Raw genomic sequence first — 18395 nt, 5'->3', positions numbered from 1 at the left:
AGCGTGGGACACGAAGGCCTCCTGGTCGGTGAAGCGGTTCCTAGACAGCTCCACTCCACCACCGGGAGGCCTTCTTCGATCAGCGCGTCACCGACCGCCCGACGACACAACGTCCCTGGACATCACATCTAGAGCTGCGAGCCGGGGACGCTGAACGTGTCGCACGCCGTCGCGCCGCGCTCGTACCCACGCGTGAACCACGCCTGCCGCTGCGCGCTCGAACCGTGCGTGAAGGAATCGGGGTCGACCCGGCCGGTAGCCCGCTCCTGGATGCTGTCGTCACCGACGGCGCTCGCGGCGGACAGCGCATCGGCGATCTGCGCCCGGGTGACCGGTTCGAAGAAGGTCTCGCCGGACGCGTCACGGGTCGTGGCGGCCGAGCCGACCCAGGCGCCCGCGTAGCAGTCCGCCTGCAGCTCGACGCGGACGCTGCCCGACGACGCGCCGGTGCCCGAGCGGTCGGTGTCGGCGAAGGTGCCCTGGAGCTGCTGCACGTGGTGGCCCCACTCGTGCGCGACGACGTACATCTGCGCGAGCGGACCGCCGGACGAGCCGTACCGGGACTGCAGGTCGTCGTAGAACGCGGTGTCGAGGTAGATCGCGCGGTCCGGCGGGCAGTAGAACGGGCCGGTCGCCGCCGAGGCCTGGCCGCACCCGGTGTCCGTCGATCCGTCGAAGAGCCAGAAGGCGGGCGTCGTGTACGCGATGCCGAGGGCGTCGGCCTGGTCCGTCCAGTAGGCGTCGAGCGACTCCGCGGCGCCCTCCATCCGGCACTCCACGCGCTGGTTCGCGTCGCGGCCGGTGCGGCACTCCTCGGCGGGCTGCACCGTCTCGTCCTGCTGCTGGATCTGCGTGGTCCCGCTGCCGTCACCGACGAGGCCGCTCAGGTCGACACCCGTGAACTGGGCGATGAGGAACACCACGATCGCGGCGACGCCGACCCCGCCGCCGCCGATCGCCGCCGCCCGGCCGCGGCGCTTCACCTTCCCGCCGCTGAGCTGCGAGTCCTCGTTGAACGTCATGCCGCCGACCGTACCCGGAGCCGACCCGCGTAGCGTGCGGTCCGTCGGTGAACCCGACACATGTCGACCAACAGCACGCGCAACCCGGAAGGAAGCAGCACCATGGCCACTCCGATCAGCACCGTCATGAGCCCCGCCCGCTACGTGCAGGGCAAGGACGCGATCACCCGCGTCGGGGAGTTCGTCGCACCGATCGGGAAGCGTCCGCTGCTCGTCGCCGACGACGTGGTGTGGGGCATCGTCGAGGACGCCGTGCGCACGAGCTTCGACGCTGCCGGACTGCCCGTCGAGCGGGTCGGCTTCGGCCGCTTCGCCACCCCGCAGGCCATCGACGACCTCACCGCGCGGATCCGCGAGACCGGGTCCGACGTGGTCGTCGGCCTCGGCGGTGGTTCGGCGATCGACGCCGCGAAGGCCTCGGGGCACCTCGCCGGGATCCGCTGGGCGAGCGTCCCCACCGCGGCAAGCACCGACGCGCCGACCTCGGCACTCGCGGTCGTGTACTCGGAGGAGGGCGAGTTCATCGAGTACCGCTTCTTCCCGCACAACCCCGACCTCGTGCTCATCGACACGAAGCTCGTCGCGAACGCGCCCGTGCAGTTCCTCGTCGCGGGCATCGGCGACGCACTCGCCACCTGGGTCGAGGCCCGGGCCGCGAAGCGCGCGAACGCCGACACCATGGCGGGCGGGCTGCAGACCGAGACCGGCGTCGCCCTCGCCGAGCTGTCCTGGCGACTCCTGCACGAGAACGCGCTCCAGGCGATCGCGTCCGTCGAGGCGAAGGTCGTCACACCGGCGCTCGAGAAGGTCGTCGAGGCGAACACGCTGCTCTCCGGGCTCGGCTTCGAGTCCGGTGGCCTGGCTGCGGCGCACGCGATCCACAACGGCCTGACCGCGGCGCCGCAGGCACACGGGCTCGCGCACGGGCAGAAGGTCAACGTCGGCACGATCGCGCAGCTCGTGCTCGAGGGGGCACCGGCAGACGAGATCGAGGACTTCGTCGTGTTCACCACGAAGGTGGGCCTGCCGAACACGCTGACCGAGATCGGTCTGACCGTCGACGACCGGGACGTGCTCCAGGCCGTCGCCGAGGCCGCCACGGTGGAGAGCGAGACCATCCACAACATGCCGTTCCCGGTGACCGCCGAGGCCGTCGTCGACGCGCTCGTCGCGATCGAGGGGATCTCCCGCGGCATCCGTGCCGCCCACGGGCTCCCGGAGCCCGAGCTGTACCGCGCCCACTGAGCGCGGCCGGAGGGGGTGCGAGCAGCATGGCGGCATGGCCGACCTCGATGAACAGCACCCCCTCTTCCTCCTCGCGATGGACCAGCGGTCCTCGCTCCTCGAGCACACCTACGGCGACGAGTCCGGCGAGCCCGCTGACGACGCCGACGCCGCGCGTGTCCGCGCCGGCAAGCAGCTCGTCTACCGTGGCGTGCTCACCGCGCTCGCCGCGGGGGCGTCCCGCCCCCGCACGGGCGTCCTCGTCGACGAGCGCTACGGTGCGGACGTCGCCCGGCTCGTCCGCGAGGCCGGACTGCAGCTCGCGATGCCGATCGAGCAGTCCGGCCGCGACTGGTTCGAGCTCGAGTACGGCGACGACTGGCTCGCGCACGTCGACTCGTTCGACCCCGACTTCGTGAAGGTGCTGGTCCGCGACAACCCAGCGTTCGACGCCGGCGACCGGCAGGCGCAGGCCGAGCGGCTCGCCGAGGTCTCGCAGGCCCTGCACGACGCCGACCGGGCGTTCCTGGTCGAACTCCTCGTCCCCGGCACCGACGAGCAGCAGGCGTCCGCCGACGACTACGACCGCGACGTCCGACCGGGGCTCGTCGTCGAGACGATCGGGTACCTGCAGGAGCACGGCGTCGAGCCGGACGTGTGGAAGCTCGAGGGCCTCGACCGCACCGAGGACGCCGAGCGCGTCGTCGCCGCCGCCCGTGCCGGGGGTCGTGACCACGTGCAGTGCATCGTGCTCGGCCGCGACGCCCCGCAGGACCAGCTCGACCACTGGCTCCGGACCGCAGCGCCGGTCGACGGCTTCGTCGGCTTCGCCATCGGGCGGAGCAACTGGGAGGACGCGCTCGACGACGTCGTGCAGCGGGGGCTGGACCACGAGGCCGCCGAGCAGGTCATCGCCGCGAACTACCGGCACTTCGTGGACACCTGGCTCGAGGCCCGTCCCGACGTCGTCGACGGGGTGGACGCCGGCGCGGCCTGAGCCCCGCCCTGCGGCCGGTCGCCGTCAGGTGCGGACCAGCGGCTCCGTCGCCGCCAGGTCCGCACCGATGCCGACGTCGACGAGCTCGATGCGGCCCGCGAGCGTCGCGCCGGGGCCGGTCAGCAGCCCCGCCTTGACCCCGCCGAACGTGACCGTGACGTCGGCGTGCAGCACGTGGTCGTCCGCCACGGCGCCGGTGTCGACATCGATGCCGCTCGGCACGTCGACGGCGACGACGAAGGGGGCGCGCTGGTCGCGAGCGAGCTCGCGGATCGCGTCGACGACCTGCCGCGCGGGGGAGCGGAGCGGGGACCCGCCACCCGCTCCGATGCCGAGGATGCCGTCGAGCACCAGGTCCGCCTCGGCGGCGGCCTCGGCGGCGACCGCCGCCAGGCGGTCGGCGTCGGGGGTCACGGCAGCCCGCAGGATGTCGGCCGCACCCGCGTCGCTGCCGGCCGCACGGGAGTCCGCCGGTCCGTCTAGGAGGCGCGCGCCGGCGTCCAGCGCCGCTGCCAGGCCCGCCCCGTGGACACGCGAGCCGACGCACAGCACCGCCACGTGCCTCCCGTCCGCAGCCAGGCGCGCTCCCGCGAAGAGGGCGTCACCGCCGTTGTCACCGCTCCCCACGAGCAGCAGGACCGACCCCGGACCGTCCTGCGGACGGACCGCGGGGTCGTCGAGCAGCTCGCCGACGATGCGGGCGAGCCCGTCCGCCGCGCGCTGCATGAGGGGTTCCCCCGCCTCGAGGTGCGGCCGCTCCGCCGCCCGGACCTGATCGCCGCCGTAGCCGTCCATGGGGTCCACCCTGCCCCGGTAGCCTGGTGACGCCATGTCACTCGTCCCCGAAGCGCCCCGCCCCCGTGCCGTGATGTCCCCGGACGGCCTGAAGCTCGCGACCTACGACTTCGGTGACCCGGACGCCCCCGTGGTCGTCGCCGTGCACGGGTTCGCCTCGGGCGCGGTCCTCAACTGGCACGCCTCCGGGTGGACCCGCGACCTCGTGCGCGCCGGGTACCGGGTCGTCGCGCTCGACCAGCGGGGGCACGGCGCCTCGTCGAAGCCGCACGACCCGTCCGCGTACTCGATGGACCTGCTCGTCGCCGACGTCACCACGGTCATCGACACCTACCTGCTCGCCGACGTCGCCTTCCTCGGGTACTCGCTCGGCGCGCGGGTCGGCTGGCACACCGCCGAGCGGATCCCGGACCGGATCTCGCGGGCGGTGCTCGGCGGGATCCCGGACGCGGACCCCATGCGTCGGGTCGCGGTCGACCAGGCGAAGGCGTACATCGCGGACGGCACCCCCGTCGAGGACCGGGTGACGAACGGCTACCTGCAGATGGCGGCGAACGTCGAGGGGAACGACCTGCGGGCGCTCGTCGCGATGGTCGAGGGGATGCGGAACAGTGTCGAGCCGACGCCCGAGAACGCGCCGACGCAACCGATCCTGATGGCGGCGGGCAGCGAGGACGGGATCCGGGACAGCGCCGTGCGGTTGGCCGGGGCGGCGCCGGACGCGTCGTTCTTCGAGATCCCGCGGAGGAACCACTTCAATGCCCCGACGTCGCGCGACTTCCGGGAGCGAGCGATCGCGTTCTTGAGCGGAGCAACCACACTGTGACACCGTTCGGCGCCCCGACGTCGCGCGACTTCCGGGAGCGAGCGATCGCCTTCCTGTCCGACGGGCGCTGAGGTGGCGGTGCCGAACCCCTGACGGGTACTGGCGGGACCCCTCGGGTCCGGGAGACCGGGCGTAGCGTCCCGGCCATGGACTACAGACTCCTCGGCAACAGCGGGACATCGGTGTCGACGCTGACCCTCGGCACCATGACGTTCGGCAGCGAAGCCGACGAACCCACCTCCCACCAGATCCTCGACGCGTTCGTCGCAGCGGGCGGCACGCTCGTCGACACCGCGGACGTGTACTCCGGCAACGAGTCCGAGCGCATCATCGGCCGGTGGCTCGCCGCCCACCCGACCGAGGCGCAGCAGGTCGTCATCGCGACGAAGGGCCGGTTCCCCCAGGGCGACGGACCGAACGACCTCGGCCTGTCCCGCCGGCACCTGCGCGTGGCCCTCGACGCCTCGCTCGAACGGCTCGGCGTGGAGCACATCGACCTGTACCAGATGCACGCGTGGGACGCGCTGACCCCGATCGAGGAGACCCTGCGCTTCCTCGACGACGCCGTCTCCGCCGGCAAGATCGGCACCTACGGCTTCTCGAACTACCTCGGCTACCAGGTCACCAAGGCCGTGTACGAGGCGAAGGCCCACGGCTGGGCGCCGCCGGTGACGCTGCAGCCGCAGTACAACCTGCTCGTCCGCAACATCGAGCACGAGGTCGTCCCGGCCTGCCTCGACGCCGGCATCGGCCTGCTGCCCTGGTCGCCCCTGGCCGGCGGCTGGCTGTCCGGGAAGTACCAGCGCGACGAGGCGCCGACCGGAGCGACCCGTCTCGGCGAGGACCCGCAGCGCGGCATGGAGGCGTGGGAGGCACGGAACGCCGACGAGCGCACGTGGAAGGTGCTCGACGCGGTGTCGGACGTCGCCGACGCGCACGGCGCCTCGCGGTCGCAGGTGGCCCTCGCCTGGCTGCTCGCCCGCCCCGCGGTGACGAGCGTCATCCTCGGCGCCCGGAACGTGTCGCAGCTCGCGGACAACCTCGGTGCGGCCGACCTCGTGCTCACCGACGACGAGCTGCAGACGCTGACCGACGCGAGCGCCCCGCGGATCGACGACTACCCGTACGGCACCGCCGGTGTCGCGCAGCGTGAGCGCCGGATCACCGGCGGACGCTGAGCACCGGCGGGCGCTGAGCACGGGCGAGCGCCGAGCACGGGCGGGCGCTGAGTACCGGCGGGCGTCGAGTCTCCGGTCACGCCGCGGCGACCCTCCTGCCCCGGCGCGGTGCGGTGCCGACCGTCCAACCCGCCGTCCGGGAGCGGCCGAGCGCGAGTGCCGCGGCCCACGGCAGCACCAGCGCCGCGAGGAAGGCCAGCACGTCGGGCACGTCCTGCGGCATCAGCCACAGGACGAGCGCGTGGCTGAGCACGACACCGATGCCGCATGCCGCGAGGCGGCCCGTGGCCCGCTGCCACGAGGCGGGCAGGAGCGTCTCGACGGCCCGCGCGAGGAGGACCAGCCCGCAGCAGATCGCCGTCGCCACGACGACGCTGGCGATCGGCGTGCCGAGATCCGCCTGCTTGACGTCGAGCGGGCGGACGCCGGCGGCGAGCGCGATCCCACTCCCGGTGAGCAGCCCGATGCCCGTCACCACTGGCCGTCGCACGTCCGCGGCCACGTGCCGGAACGTCTCACCGAGGAGCAGGAACGCCAGTGCGGGGAATGCCGTCCCGACGCCGAGTGGGACCGCACTGACGAGTTCGGGCGCGACCGTCGCACCGATGACCCCGAGGACGGCGACCGACCAGCGGACCGGCGCCGGGAACCGTTCGAGGAGCCGACGGAGGACCGCACACGTGCAGAGAGCCGTGACGAACCAGAAGGCTGAGAACGGTGCGCTCGCGTACTTCCCGCCGAGCACGGGCGCGACGAGGGCGAGTGGTCCGTCGCGGTCCGGCCGCGCCACTGCGAGCCAGACGGTACCGACGAGCAGGAGCCAGAGCGCGTACGGCACGAGGAGGCTCCGGGCCCGGGCGATCGCCTCGGACCGGAGGGAGCGGCCTGCGGTCCAGAAGTACCCGGCGAGGAAGAAGAAGAGCGGGACGTGCCACGAGTACAACGCTGATCTCACGACGCCGTGGTCCGTCCACACGTGGCCGGCGACGACGGCGACGAGGCCGAGCACCCTGAGGAGGTCGATCCCTGCTGCGCGCGACTGATGTACCACATCGAACATTGTACGCAGGTCGAGTCCTGGACGGAAGGAGCGCCGGGCCCGGGACGACGCCCCGGGTGTCGAGCGCTCCTCGGGTCAGCCGTCCGGCATCATCGCGACGCTGCGCAGCCCGGGCGTCGGCGCAAGGAGGTGTCGGGATCTGTTCGGGCTGCGCACAGCGTGAGCGCAGACGACGGGGCCGGATCCTGCACATCCGTGCGGGTTCGCGCGGATCGGACCGGAAGCGTGGACACGTCACCCGTCCCGGTGTCACGATCGGTGTACGACCGGCTGGTTACCGCGTCGAGTGCTCGGAACGCCTCCTGATCCGCGTTCCACGCGCCGAAGGGCCCGGACGGATCCCGTCCGGGCCCTTCGTCATCTGCGTCGTGCGGGGCCGGCAGCGGGACTCGAACCCGCAACCCCCGTATTACAAGTACGGTGCGCTACCAATTGCGCCATGCCGGCTGACGCGCCCATCCTAGCGGCGGGCGCGTCGGACCATCACTCGGTCGGCTCGGCCGAGAAGTTCAGCGACAGTGAGTTCATGCAGTAGCGGTCACCCGTCGGGGTGCCGAAGCCGTCGGGGAACACGTGCCCGAGGTGCGAGCCGCAGTTCGCGCAGCGGACCTCGGTGCGGATCATGCCGAGCGACTTGTCCTCGATGAGCTGCACGGCCTCGGGCCGCACCGACTCGTAGAACGACGGCCAGCCGCAGCCGGAGTCGAACTTCGTGCCGCTCTTGAACAGCTCCGCGCCGCACGCCGCACACGTGTAGATGCCGGCGCGCTCCTCGTCGAGCAGCTCACCCGTCCACGGACGCTCGGTCCCGGCCTGCCGGAGCACGGCGTACTGGTCCGGGGAGAGCTCCTCGCGCCACTGGGCGTCCGACTTGTCGACGTTGTACGCCATTGCTTCCTCCTGCTTCCGGTCGGGACTCGATGGTGATGCCCGACCCCTTCAGTAAACTCGCGACGATGTCCGAGCATTCCGTCCGCCACGCCCACTGGACCCGCCTGACGACGGACGAACTGTACGGCATCGTGCGGCTGCGGAACCGCGTCTTCGCGCTCGAGCAGCGGGTCACCGCCGAGGACCTCGACGGCCGCGACCGCGAGCCCGACACCGAGCACTGGTGGTTCGGAGCGGACACCGATCCGGTCGGGTACCTCCGCCTGGTCCGGCCCGCCCCGGAGGAGGCGCACCCCGCCGGGTCCGCCGTGCCGGCGTGGGTGATCGGGCGGGTCGCCACCCACCCCGACCACCGCGGGCGGGGGATCGCCGGCCGTCTGGTCGCCGCCGTGCTCGACGCACACGGGCACGAGCCGTTCGTCCTGCACGCCCAGGAGTACGTCGCGGGACTCTACGAGCGGCACGGCTTCGTCCGGTTCGGCGCACCGTACGACGAGGCCGGCATCCGCCACGTCGGCATGCACCGCCCGTGACCGGCACGCGGGAGCGCTGGGCCGCCTACGCGGAGCGCATCGCCACGGTCTCGCCCTCGTACGCCGCCTGGGCACGGTCGGTCGACGACGACCTCGTCGCGCTCCTCGACGCGGTACCGGAGCAGCAGCGGCAGCCCGAGCTGGTCTTCGCGGTCGCGCGGCGGCTCGGTGCGGACCCGGTGGACCCCGGGTCGCTGCGTGCGCTCGGCCGGGAGGCGCGCCCCGCCCTGGTGACGGCCCTCACCACCGCCACGGTGCAGGCGAACGACCCGCGGCGGCTCGGTCCCGTCGTCCCGGTCCTGCAGGCGCTCGCCGCCGCCGGAGCGCAGGTCGGCGACCCGCGACCGCTCGGACTCGTCGACGCCGGTGCAGCGGCGGGGCTCTGCTCGGTGCCGGACCGGGTCACGCTCGACCACCGCGGCCCGGACGGCGTCGTCCGGGTGCACACCGCCGTCGCGGAGCCGTCCGTGCACCTGACGGTCGAGGCCAGCGGGACGGTGCCCGAGCCGACGACCACACCGATCCGCATCGGCGCGCGGGTCGCCCTCGACCCGGAGCCGATCGACCTCGCCGAGCCCGGGGCGTTCGACCGCCTGGTGGAGGCCGTTCCGCCCGAGGCGACGGACCGCACCGCCCTGATGCGCGAGGCGGCGCGCGCGACGCTCGCCGTGCCTCCCGTCCGGATCCGCGGCGTGCTGCCCGGCGACCTCGACCGTGCCCTGGACGCACTGCCGGACGGCGTCCGACCCGTGGTGCTCACCACCGGGACGCTCGTCTACGTGCCGGGGCCGGACCGCCAGCGCGTGGTCGACCGGCTGGCGGAGCGCGGCGTGCACTGGGTGGCCCTCGAGCGCACCGGGATCCTGCGCGGGGTGGCCGCGACCCTGCCGGACGACGTCGACGCGACGGACCCGGACGCCTTCGCGACGGTCTCGCTCGACGGAGTCGCGCTGGCGGTCTGCGACCCGTTCGGCGTGCGCGTCCGGTGGTTCCGTCGACCGGGAGCCTGAACCGGGTCTCGCGACAGTCCAGCCGCGTGCCAGGGTCGGACCGCCGGGCACCCCTACGATGTGCGAGACCCGTGACCGAACCGTGACCGGAAGTGCCGTGACCGCCCTCCCCACCGACGAGCTGAGCGAGCTCGACAAGCGCGTGCTCGCGTTCGAGCACGACCGGGCGCGACACGACCGCACCAAGGAAGCGGAGATCCGGGTCGCGTTCGACATGTCGCCGGCGCGCTACTACCAGGTGCTCGACCGCGTGATCGACCTGCCCGCCGCACTCGCGTTCGACCCGCAGCTGGTCGGACGACTGCAGCGGCTGCGGCACGCCCGCACCCGAGCACGAGCGGCGCGCACGTTCGTCGCCCCCGCGCCCGATCCCCGTGAAGAGGAACGATGACCGAGAGATTCCCGCGAGACCGGTTCGACGACGTCACCGACGGCCCCCGGGTGGGAGCGCACCGCGGTGCCCGTCGTCGCGGGCGCGGGTGGATCGCGTTCGCCTGGGGCGCCCTGGCCACCGGCGTGCTCGTGCTCGTGGGTGTGCTCGTGCTCGCGCTGCTGAACGGCAGCTACTCGTTCCCGGGGTCGACCTCGTCGCCGCGCCCCTCGGCGAGCTCCTCGGCGTCCGCAGCGCCGTCGGAGACCCCGTCGACGCCCGCGTCCGAGGAGCCGAGCGCTGCGGAGCCGTCGGCGCAGGGCACGACGAGCGTGGTCGTGCTGAACGGCACGACGACGACCGGTCTGGCCGCCCGTGGCAGCCGCGCGCTGACCGCCGCCGGCTGGAAGGTCACGTCGACGGGGGACGCCGGGACGACGGGGGCGACGACGTCGGTCGTGTACTACCAGCAGCCCGAGCAGCAGGCCGTGGCGCAGGGGGTGGCGAAGGCCCTCGGCATCGCGACGGTGGAGCAGTCGTCGGCGTTCCCGAACGCCGACGTCAGCGTCGTGCTCGGCGCAGACTACGGCGGCTGACGCGCGATCTCTGGGATCACCGGTGCCCGGTTTGTGACAGGGGTGTTTCGGGCACGTTGATTCTTGACGGAATCGGCGTGAAAGAACGTCACACCCCTTGCCTTGCCGCGGTTGTTGCACGAGAGTCATCGCCAGACGGCGACGGCGTCGTTCGCAACAGCAGCACCAGGGAGCAAGAGATCATGGCCAACGGAACCGTGAAGTGGTTCAACGCCGAGAAGGGCTTCGGCTTCATCACCGTGGATGGAGGGGGCCAGGACGTGTTCGTGCACTACTCGGCAATCGACATGTCGGGGTACAAGGTCCTCGAGGAGGGCCAGGCGGTCACCTTCGACGTCGGCACCGGGGCCAAGGGCCCGCAGGCAGAGGCGGTCCGTCCCGCCTGAGACCGGGTCCACCCGTCGACGCGCCGTCCCCTCGGGGACGGCGCGTTCGTCGTGTGCGGGCCGACGCATTGCTGCCGCGGTGCCGCTGCGGTGGGACCGGCGCCGTCGGTACCGGCCGGTGGACCCGGTGCCGCACCGTCTCCTGGGAAGTCGAGCCGTGCCTCCCGGCTGTGTTGCACTCGCACCCGGCGAGTGCCAGAATCGGCGTTGGCACTCGCTCACGCTGAGTGCCAGCACGACCCCCATGACGACGTCCGGGAGGGACGAGAAACTCACATGGCTAAGATCATTGCTTTCGACGAGGAGGCCCGCCGTGGCCTCGAGCGCGGCCTCAACACCCTGGCCGACGCCGTGAAGGTGACGCTCGGCCCGCGCGGCCGCAACGTCGTCCTCGAGAAGAAGTGGGGCGCCCCCACGATCACGAACGACGGTGTCTCCATCGCCAAGGAGATCGAGCTCGACGACCCGTACGAGAAGATCGGTGCGGAGCTCGTCAAGGAGGTCGCCAAGAAGACCGACGACGTCGCCGGTGACGGTACGACCACCGCGACCGTGCTCGCCCAGGCGCTCGTCCGCGAGGGCCTCCGCAACGTCGCCGCCGGTGCCGACCCCGTGTCGCTCAAGCGCGGCATCGAGAAGGCCGTCGCCGCCGTCTCCGACCAGCTCCTCGCCAACGCGAAGGACATCGAGACCAAGGACCAGATCGCCGCGACCGCGTCGATCTCGGCCGCTGACTCCACCATCGGCGAGCTCATCGCCGAGGCGATCGACAAGGTCGGCAAGGAGGGCGTCGTCACCGTCGAGGAGTCGAACACCTTCGGCACCGAGCTCGAGCTGACCGAGGGCATGCGCTTCGACAAGGGCTACCTGTCGCAGTACTTCGTCACGGACCCGGAGCGCCAGGAGGCCGTCTTCGAGGACCCGTACATCCTCATCGTCAACTCGAAGATCTCCAACATCAAGGACCTGCTCCCGGTCGTCGACAAGGTGATCCAGGCGGGCAAGCAGCTCCTCATCATCGCCGAGGACGTCGACGGCGAAGCGCTCGCGACCCTCGTCGTGAACAAGATCCGCGGCATCTTCAAGTCCGTCGCCGTCAAGGCCCCGGGCTTCGGCGACCGTCGCAAGGCCATGCTCCAGGACATCGCGATCCTGACCGGCGGCCAGGTCATCTCGGAAGAGGTCGGCCTCAAGCTCGAGAACGCGACCCTCGACCTGCTGGGCAAGGCCCGCAAGGTGATCATCACCAAGGACGAGACCACGATCATCGAGGGTGCCGGCGACGACGAGCAGATCGCGGGCCGCGTCCGTCAGATCCGCTCCGAGATCGAGGCGACCGACTCCGACTACGACCGCGAGAAGCTCCAGGAGCGCCTCGCCAAGCTCGCCGGTGGCGTCGCCGTCATCAAGGCGGGCGCCGCGACCGAGGTCGAGCTCAAGGAGCGCAAGCACCGCATCGAGGACGCCGTCCGCAACGCGAAGGCCGCCGTCGAGGAGGGCATCGTCGCCGGTGGTGGCGTCGCGCTCATCCAGGCGTCCGTCGCGCTCGACTCGCTCGAACTGCAGGGTGACGAGGCGACCGGTGCGAACATCGTCCGCGTCGCGATCGACGCGCCGCTCAAGCAGATCGCGCTGAACGCCGGTCTCGAGCCGGGTGTCGTGGCCGCCAAGGTCCGCGAGCTCGAGTCGGGTCACGGCCTCAACGCCGCGACCGGCGAGTACGTCGACCTGGTCGCTGCGGGCATCATCGACCCGGCGAAGGTCACGCGCTCGGCGCTGCAGAACGCCGCGTCGATCGCCGGGCTGTTCCTCACGACCGAGGCCGTCGTCGCCGACAAGCCCGAGAAGGCCGCGGCCATGCCGGCCGGCGACCCCACGGGTGGCATGGACTTCTAGTCCCGGTAGCCGGAAGGGCCCCGCACGCAGCGCGTGCGGGGCCCTTCCGCGTGCCGGGGCGGGGCTCCGCGCCCCGCGCCCCGCGCCTCCGGCCCCGCGCCCGGTCACCCGGCCCCGCGCCCGGTCGCCCGGTCCGTTCTGGTCGCGCGACTTGCCGCTCAGCTTCGTCCGCGACGGCACGTCGTGCGACGAGAACGTCCGCGCGCGGCACGTCGTGCGATCCGGTCGCGCGCACCTCTCCCGCACAGGAGGCTCGGCCTCGGTCGCTCTCCACAGTTGCGCCCGCCTCGACCAACGGTGACTCGTCGTGCGTCCAGGATGCGGACATGTCCACCCCACGCGCGCTGCCGGAGAGCCTGGCGAACCGGGCCTTCACGGTCGCAGAAGCACGGCGGTACGGCGAGGGACCGAGTCGCATGCGTCGTGCCGACCTCCGGAGGCCGGTCCACGGCGTGCGCGTGCTCCGCGACCGCGAGATCGGGCTGGTGGAGTGCATCGCCCTGGTGCTCCGCCCCGACCAGCGCTTCAGCCACACCACCGCCGCCTGCCTGTGGGGAGCGCCGGTGCCGCGAGCGAACCGAGACGCGACGTCGGTCCACGTCGCGACGGTCGGCACCACAAGTCTCATGCGGCGCCCGGGCGTCACAGCGCACCGGGCGACCGACGACGACACCGCAGCGCTCGACGGCCTGCCGCTCAGTGCGCCCGCCCGTGTGTGGGCAGAGTGCGCCACGCTCCTCGATCTCCGGGCACTCGTCGTCCTCGGCGACCACCTCGTCGGCCGTGCGGGGCTGGCCACGACCGAGGACCTCGCGCGAGCGCTCCGTCCACGCGGGCACGGGGTCGTCCTCGCGCGAGCAGCCCTCGAGGCAGTGCGACCGGGGAGCGAATCACCCATGGAGACGCTGATCCGGCTCGACGTCGTGGACGCGGGGTTCCCCGAACCCGAGCTGAACCGTGAGGTGTTCGACGAGGGTGGGACCTTCCTGGGGCGTGTGGACATGTGCTGGCCGCAGCTCCGGATCGCACTCGAGTACGACGGCGACCACCACCGCGAGCGCGAGGTGTTCCGGCACGACCAGCGCCGCGCGAACGGGTTCGCCGTCAACGGCTGGATCGTGGTGCATGCGACGGCTGCGGACGCAGCTCGCCCCGCGGTCCTGTTCGAGCGGCTCCGTCAGGCCTTCGCCTCCCGGACGTGAGTCGGTCCGCGGCGCGCCCCTTCCGTGTCACCCTCCGGTCGCAAGACCTGCCGCCGGCTGTCGCTCAGGTCGCATGACTTGCCGCGGAGGCCGGAACTGAGCGGCAAGTCGTGCGACCAGAAGGACCGAACGGGCCGGGCCGGGCCGGCCGGGCGGGCCGGGGTCAGGCGGCGGGGGCCTTCGGGGTGGGGGTGTAGTCCCGCGGGAGCAGGGGGAGCCAGACCCGGAAGGTCGCTCCGCCGCCCTCGGTGTCGAAGACCTCGACGGAGCCGTTGTGCGCATGCACGATGCCCGAGACGATCGCGAGACCGAGGCCCGACCCGCCGGTGTCCCGAGCGCGGGAGGTGTCCGCACGCCAGAAGCGCTGGAAGATCTTGTCGCGCAGCTGCGGCGGGATGCCCTCGCCGTGGTCGATGACGTCGATGTGCGCCATGCCGCGGTCGTCGTCCACGCCGATGCCGATCTCGATCGGGTCGTCGTGCTCGGTGAACCGCATGGCGTTGCCCATCAGGTTCGTCACGACCTGGCGGATCTTGTTCTCCTCCGCCAGGACGATCGGGGGGCGGGCCGGCAGCACGACGGTCGGCAGGGGCGTGGTCTCGTCGGTCGGGACGGTGCCGTCGACGCCCATCGCCCGGGTCCGACGGGCACGGAGCCGCGCGATGGTCTGCCGTGAGAACGCGATCGGTCCGGTCGTGTTGGCCGACGGCGGAGAGACCGGGGTCTCGCCCGTGTCCTGTCCGAAGGCGCCGGGCCGCACGGCCTGCGGCACGCTGACACCGGTCACGGCGTCCTCGACCAGCACCTGGATCTCGCGGTCGGGGTTCGACGCCATGGTGTCGAGCGCCGAGTCGCGGGCGATGGCGACGAGGTCGACCGGACCGAGCTCGAGCGGCTTCGACTCGTCGATGCGGGCGAGCTGCAGCAGGTCCTGCACGAGCAGGCCCATCCGCTGCGCTTCCTTCTCGATGCGGTCCATCGCCTGGGCGACGTCCTCCTCCTTGCGGAGCGCCCCCATCCGGTACAGCTCGGCGTACCCGCGGAGCGACACCAGCGGGGTCCGGAGCTCGTGCGAGGCGTCACCGACGAAGCGGCGCATCTGGTCGATCGTGCGCTCGCGGTCCTCGAACGCAGAGTCGATCCGCTCGAGCATCGCGTTCAGCGAGCGGTTCAGTCGACCGACCTCGGTGTTCGGGGTGTCCGACTCGAGGCGCTGGTTGAAGTCGCCGGCGGCGAACCGGGCCGCGGTGTCCTCGACGTCGCGCAGCGGGTCGAACGTCGCGGTCACGAGGAGTCGGGTGAGCATCGCGCCGAGCAGGATCACCGAGATGCCGAAGCCGAGGAAGATGACCGTGAAGCGCGCGATGGTCTGGTCGGTGTCGGCGCTGGACACGGCGACGAGCACGTAGCCGGTCTCGGACGTGCCGCTCGACTGGTTCTGCAGCGAGGCGGGGATGATCTGCGCGCGCCACTCGTGGTCGTGCTGGCTGTCGTACAGCGAGAACCGCTGCGAGCTCTGCGCCGCCGCCGAGAAGTCGAGCGAGCGGATGTCCGGCCGGCTGGACGCGCGGGTCTGGCAGATCTTGTCGCCACGGGAGTCGTAGGCGGCGACGTACGCGCTCTGCGACAGGACGATCGACAGCGTGCAGTACTGCTGGCCGTCGCTGATGTTCTGACCCTCGAGCTGCTCGGTCGTCTGCTTGACCGTGTTGTCGAGCTGCTGCATGAGGTACGTCGACAGCACCGTCATGGTGCCGAGGCCGGCGACGAGGAGTCCGAGCGCGACGAGCAGCACCGTGATCCCGGTGATCTTGGTGCGGAGGGAGATCCCGTCCCACCAGCGGCTCATTCGCGTGTGCATGCTGCCCCAACGATAAGCGGCGACCGCCCGGTGAAACCGGACGGTCGCCGTGTGCCCGACGTCAGGACGCCTTGGACGCCTTCAGCATGTAGCCGAAACCGCGCTTGGTCTGGATGATCGGCTCGGTCGAGTACTGGTCGAGCTTGCGGCGGAGGTACGAGATGTACGACTCGACGATGCCCGCGTCGCCGTTGAAGTCGTACTCCCACACGTGGTCGAGGATCTGCGCCTTCGACAGCACGCGGTTCGGGTTGAGCATGAGGTAGCGCAGGAGCTTGAACTCGGTCGGGGACAGCTCGATCTGCGCGTCGCCGATCGTGACCTCGTGCGTGTCCTGGTCCATCGTGAGCTCGCCGGCGCGGATGATCGCGTCCTCTTCGTCGTTCATGGTGCGACGGAGGATGGCCTTGATGCGCGCGACGATCTCGTCGAGCGAGAACGGCTTCGTGACGTAGTCGTCACCGCCGACCGTGAGCCCGGTGATCTTGTCCTCGGTGTCGTCCTTCGCTGTGAGGAACAGGATCGGCGAGGTGTACCCGGACGAACGGAGGCGCTTGGTGACGCCGAACCCGTTCATGTCGGGCAGCATCACGTCGAGGATGATCAGGTCGGGCTCTTCCTCGAGCACGGCCGAGATCGCCTGGGCCCCGTTGCCGACCGCACGGACGGCGAACCCGGCGAAGCGCAGCGAGGTCGTGAGGAGGTCGCGGATGTTCGGCTCGTCGTCGACGATCAGGATCTTGGGGCCATCGGTCATGCCCCTATCCTCTGACCGTTCCCTAGAGGTTGCCTGGGAGCGGGTCGTGTGGTGGCTACGCGGCTGCCAGGACCTGATCGGCGTCGAGGATCGTGTACGCGTACCCCTGCTCGGCGAGGAACCGCTGCCGGTTCTGCGCGAAGTCCTGGTCGACGGTGTCGCGCGTGACGAGGGTGTAGAAGGACGCGGGCAGGCCGTCCTTGTTCGGGCGGAGCAGGCGGCCGAGGCGCTGCGCCTCCTCTTGTCGCGACCCGAACGAGCCGGACACCTGGATGGCGACCGTCGCGTCGGGGAGGTCGACCGAGAAGTTCGCCACCTTCGACACCACGAGCACGTCGATCGAGCCCTCGCGGAAGGCCTGGAACAGCCGCTCCCGCTCGTCCACCGGGGTCGAGCCGGTGATCTCGGCGGCGTCGAGTGACGCGGCGAGGTCGTCGAGCTGGTCGATGTACTGCCCGATGACGAGGATCTGCTCGCCGTGGTGCTTCTCGATGAGCTCGCGCACGACCGGGGTCTTCGCGGGCGAGGTCGCTGCCATCCGGTAGCGCTCGTCGTCGCCCGACGCCGCGTACTCGAGGCGGTCCTGGTGCGGCAGGTCGATCCGGACCTCGTAGCAGGCAGCGGGGGAGATGTACCCCTGCGCCTCGATCTCCTTCCACGGGGCGTCGTAGCGCTTCGGGCCGATCAGCGAGAACACGTCGCTCTCGCGGCCGTCCTCGCGCACCAGGGTGGCCGTGAGCCCGAGACGTCGGCGGGCCTGCAGGTCGGCGGTGAGCTTGAACACCGGCGCGGGGAGCAGGTGGACCTCGTCGTAGACGATGAGCCCCCAGTCGAGGGCGTCGAGCAGCGACAGGTGCGTGTACTCGCCCTTCCGTCGCGCGGTCAGGATCTGGTACGTCGCGATCGTGACCGGCCGGATCTCCTTCGAGGTGCCGGAGTACTCGCCGATGTCCTCGGGGTTGAGCGTGGTCCGGCGGAGCAGCTCGTCGCGCCACTGCCGTGCGGAGACGGTGTTCGTCACGAGGATGAGCGTGGTCGCCTTGACGGTCGCCATCGCCCCGGCGCCGACGAGGGTCTTGCCGGCGCCACAGGGCAGCACCACCACTCCGGAGCCCTGCGCGAAGAAGGTGTCGACGGCCTGCTCCTGGTACGGACGCATGTGCCACGACGCCGTGTCGAGGTCGATCGGGTGCGGCTGACCCGGCGTGTAGCCCGCCAGGTCCTCCGCCGGCCAGCCGAGCTTCACGAGCTCCTGCTTGACCTGGCCCCGCGCCCACGGCTGCAGCTCGATCTCCGAGGGGGAGCGCTGGTCGCCGAGCAGGGGCTTGATGCGCTTCGACCGGGTCACCTCGGCCAGCACCGACGGGTCCTCGGCGGTGAGGAGCAGGACCGGCTGGCGCTCGAGCTCCTCGGTCGGGGAGTTCGCGATCGCCGGGGCGTCCTCGCGCTCCTCACGCCGGATGACGAGCCGTCCGTACCGCGAGACGGTGTCGCGGATGTCGACCGTGACGCTCTGCGGGACCGGGAACTTCGCGAACCGCTCGAGCGTGCCGATCATCGACTCGGCATCGTGGCCGGCCGCCCGGGCGTTCCACAGTCCGAGCCGCGTGATCCGGTACGTGTGCACGTGCTCGGGCGCGCGTTCGAGCTCGGCGAAGGCCGCGAGCTCGTGCCGCGCGTCCTCGGCCTGGGGGTGCGCGACCTCGAGGAGCACGGTGCGGTCACTCTGCACGATCAGCGGTCCGTTCATGACGGATCAGCCTAGGCTGCGCGGCTGCGAGCGGGTCCGCC

General features: G+C 71.7%; 18 protein-coding genes and 1 tRNA gene. 11 read left to right on the top strand and 8 right to left on the bottom strand.

What is annotated here, in order from left to right:
- Positions 1-128 precede the first annotated feature (128 nt).
- Positions 129-1022: a KPN_02809 family neutral zinc metallopeptidase gene (gene ypfJ, locus QUG98_RS14660; protein WP_289471260.1), complete on the bottom strand. Its 894-nt coding sequence runs from the start codon at positions 1020-1022 to the stop codon at positions 129-131.
- A 102-nt stretch (positions 1023-1124) separates the two neighbouring features.
- Between ypfJ and QUG98_RS14655 the strand changes: the two genes are divergently transcribed.
- A complete protein-coding gene (locus QUG98_RS14655) occupies positions 1125-2267 on the top strand; it encodes a glycerol dehydrogenase (RefSeq protein WP_289471259.1) in 1143 nt (380 codons plus the stop codon).
- A 34-nt stretch (positions 2268-2301) separates the two neighbouring features.
- On the top strand, positions 2302-3243 hold the full coding sequence (locus QUG98_RS14650; RefSeq protein ID WP_289471258.1) for a 2-deoxy-5-keto-D-gluconate 6-phosphate aldolase domain-containing protein: 942 nt from the start codon (positions 2302-2304) through the stop codon (positions 3241-3243).
- A 24-nt stretch (positions 3244-3267) separates the two neighbouring features.
- On the opposite strand, the gene QUG98_RS14645 is transcribed toward QUG98_RS14650, so the two are convergent.
- A complete protein-coding gene (locus QUG98_RS14645) occupies positions 3268-4038 on the bottom strand; it encodes an NAD(P)H-hydrate epimerase (RefSeq protein WP_289471257.1) in 771 nt (256 codons plus the stop codon).
- 34 nt (positions 4039-4072) lie between these two features.
- Between QUG98_RS14645 and QUG98_RS14640 the strand changes: the two genes are divergently transcribed.
- Complete coding sequence (locus QUG98_RS14640; RefSeq protein WP_289471256.1) at positions 4073-4864, top strand: alpha/beta fold hydrolase; 792 nt, start codon at positions 4073-4075, stop codon at positions 4862-4864.
- Positions 4865-5010: 146 nt separating this feature from the next.
- Positions 5011-6042, top strand: a complete 1032-nt coding sequence (locus QUG98_RS14635; protein ID WP_289471255.1) for an aldo/keto reductase — start codon at positions 5011-5013, stop codon at positions 6040-6042.
- A gap of 76 nt (positions 6043-6118) precedes the next feature.
- Here QUG98_RS14635 and QUG98_RS14630 read toward each other — a convergent pair whose 3' ends face one another.
- The 3 genes from QUG98_RS14630 to msrB form a co-directional block, all read right to left on the bottom strand.
- Positions 6119-7093 (bottom strand): acyltransferase family protein, encoded by a 975-nt coding sequence (locus tag QUG98_RS14630; RefSeq protein ID WP_289471254.1) that lies wholly within the window; start codon positions 7091-7093, stop codon positions 6119-6121.
- 383 nt (positions 7094-7476) lie between these two features.
- Positions 7477-7549: transfer RNA gene (locus QUG98_RS14625), tRNA-Thr, on the bottom strand.
- Positions 7550-7585: 36 nt separating this feature from the next.
- Positions 7586-7993 (bottom strand): peptide-methionine (R)-S-oxide reductase MsrB, encoded by a 408-nt coding sequence (gene msrB, locus QUG98_RS14620; protein WP_289471253.1) that lies wholly within the window; start codon positions 7991-7993, stop codon positions 7586-7588.
- 65 nt (positions 7994-8058) lie between these two features.
- Between msrB and QUG98_RS14615 the strand changes: the two genes are divergently transcribed.
- The 7 genes from QUG98_RS14615 to QUG98_RS14585 all read left to right on the top strand — a co-directional run bounded on the left by QUG98_RS14615 (position 8059) and on the right by QUG98_RS14585 (position 13986).
- On the top strand, positions 8059-8526 hold the full coding sequence (locus QUG98_RS14615; RefSeq protein WP_289471252.1) for a GNAT family N-acetyltransferase: 468 nt from the start codon (positions 8059-8061) through the stop codon (positions 8524-8526).
- Positions 8523-9536, top strand: coding sequence for a DUF2332 family protein (locus QUG98_RS14610; protein WP_289471251.1), 1014 nt, complete (start codon positions 8523-8525; stop codon positions 9534-9536). Before QUG98_RS14615 ends, QUG98_RS14610 begins: the two co-directional genes overlap by 4 nt.
- 97 nt (positions 9537-9633) lie before the next feature.
- Entirely contained in the window at positions 9634-9927 is a 294-nt protein-coding gene (locus QUG98_RS14605; RefSeq protein ID WP_289471250.1) for a DUF3263 domain-containing protein, read from the top strand.
- Positions 9924-10502 carry a LytR C-terminal domain-containing protein gene (locus tag QUG98_RS14600; protein WP_289471249.1) on the top strand — a complete coding sequence of 193 codons (579 nt, stop codon included), beginning with the start codon at positions 9924-9926 and terminating at the stop codon, positions 10500-10502. The genes QUG98_RS14605 and QUG98_RS14600 overlap by 4 nt, the downstream gene beginning before the upstream one ends.
- A 182-nt stretch (positions 10503-10684) precedes the next feature.
- Positions 10685-10888, top strand: a complete 204-nt coding sequence (locus QUG98_RS14595; protein WP_058726184.1) for a cold-shock protein — start codon at positions 10685-10687, stop codon at positions 10886-10888.
- Positions 10889-11164: 276 nt separating this feature from the next.
- Positions 11165-12784, top strand: coding sequence for a chaperonin GroEL (groL, locus tag QUG98_RS14590; protein WP_289471248.1), 1620 nt, complete (start codon positions 11165-11167; stop codon positions 12782-12784).
- A 326-nt stretch (positions 12785-13110) separates the two neighbouring features.
- Positions 13111-13986, top strand: coding sequence for a hypothetical protein (locus tag QUG98_RS14585; RefSeq protein WP_289471247.1), 876 nt, complete (start codon positions 13111-13113; stop codon positions 13984-13986).
- A 163-nt stretch (positions 13987-14149) separates the two neighbouring features.
- Here the strand turns inward: QUG98_RS14585 and QUG98_RS14580 are convergent, their stop codons facing one another.
- From QUG98_RS14580 to QUG98_RS14570, 3 genes are all read right to left on the bottom strand, one after another.
- Positions 14150-15847, bottom strand: a complete 1698-nt coding sequence (locus tag QUG98_RS14580) for a sensor histidine kinase (RefSeq protein ID WP_289471246.1) — start codon at positions 15845-15847, stop codon at positions 14150-14152.
- 61 nt (positions 15848-15908) lie between these two features.
- Positions 15909-16604, bottom strand: coding sequence for a response regulator transcription factor (locus QUG98_RS14575; RefSeq protein WP_056120555.1), 696 nt, complete (start codon positions 16602-16604; stop codon positions 15909-15911).
- A 55-nt stretch (positions 16605-16659) separates the two neighbouring features.
- Positions 16660-18354, bottom strand: a complete 1695-nt coding sequence (locus tag QUG98_RS14570; protein ID WP_289471245.1) for a DNA repair helicase XPB — start codon at positions 18352-18354, stop codon at positions 16660-16662.
- Positions 18355-18395 lie beyond the last annotated feature (41 nt).

Source organism: Curtobacterium subtropicum (genome assembly GCF_030362975.1).
In the GTDB taxonomy this organism is placed as follows: domain Bacteria; phylum Actinomycetota; class Actinomycetes; order Actinomycetales; family Microbacteriaceae; genus Curtobacterium; species Curtobacterium subtropicum.
The sequence above is the reverse complement of the archived record's forward strand: the minus strand, read 5'-3'. Positions and strand labels throughout refer to the sequence as shown.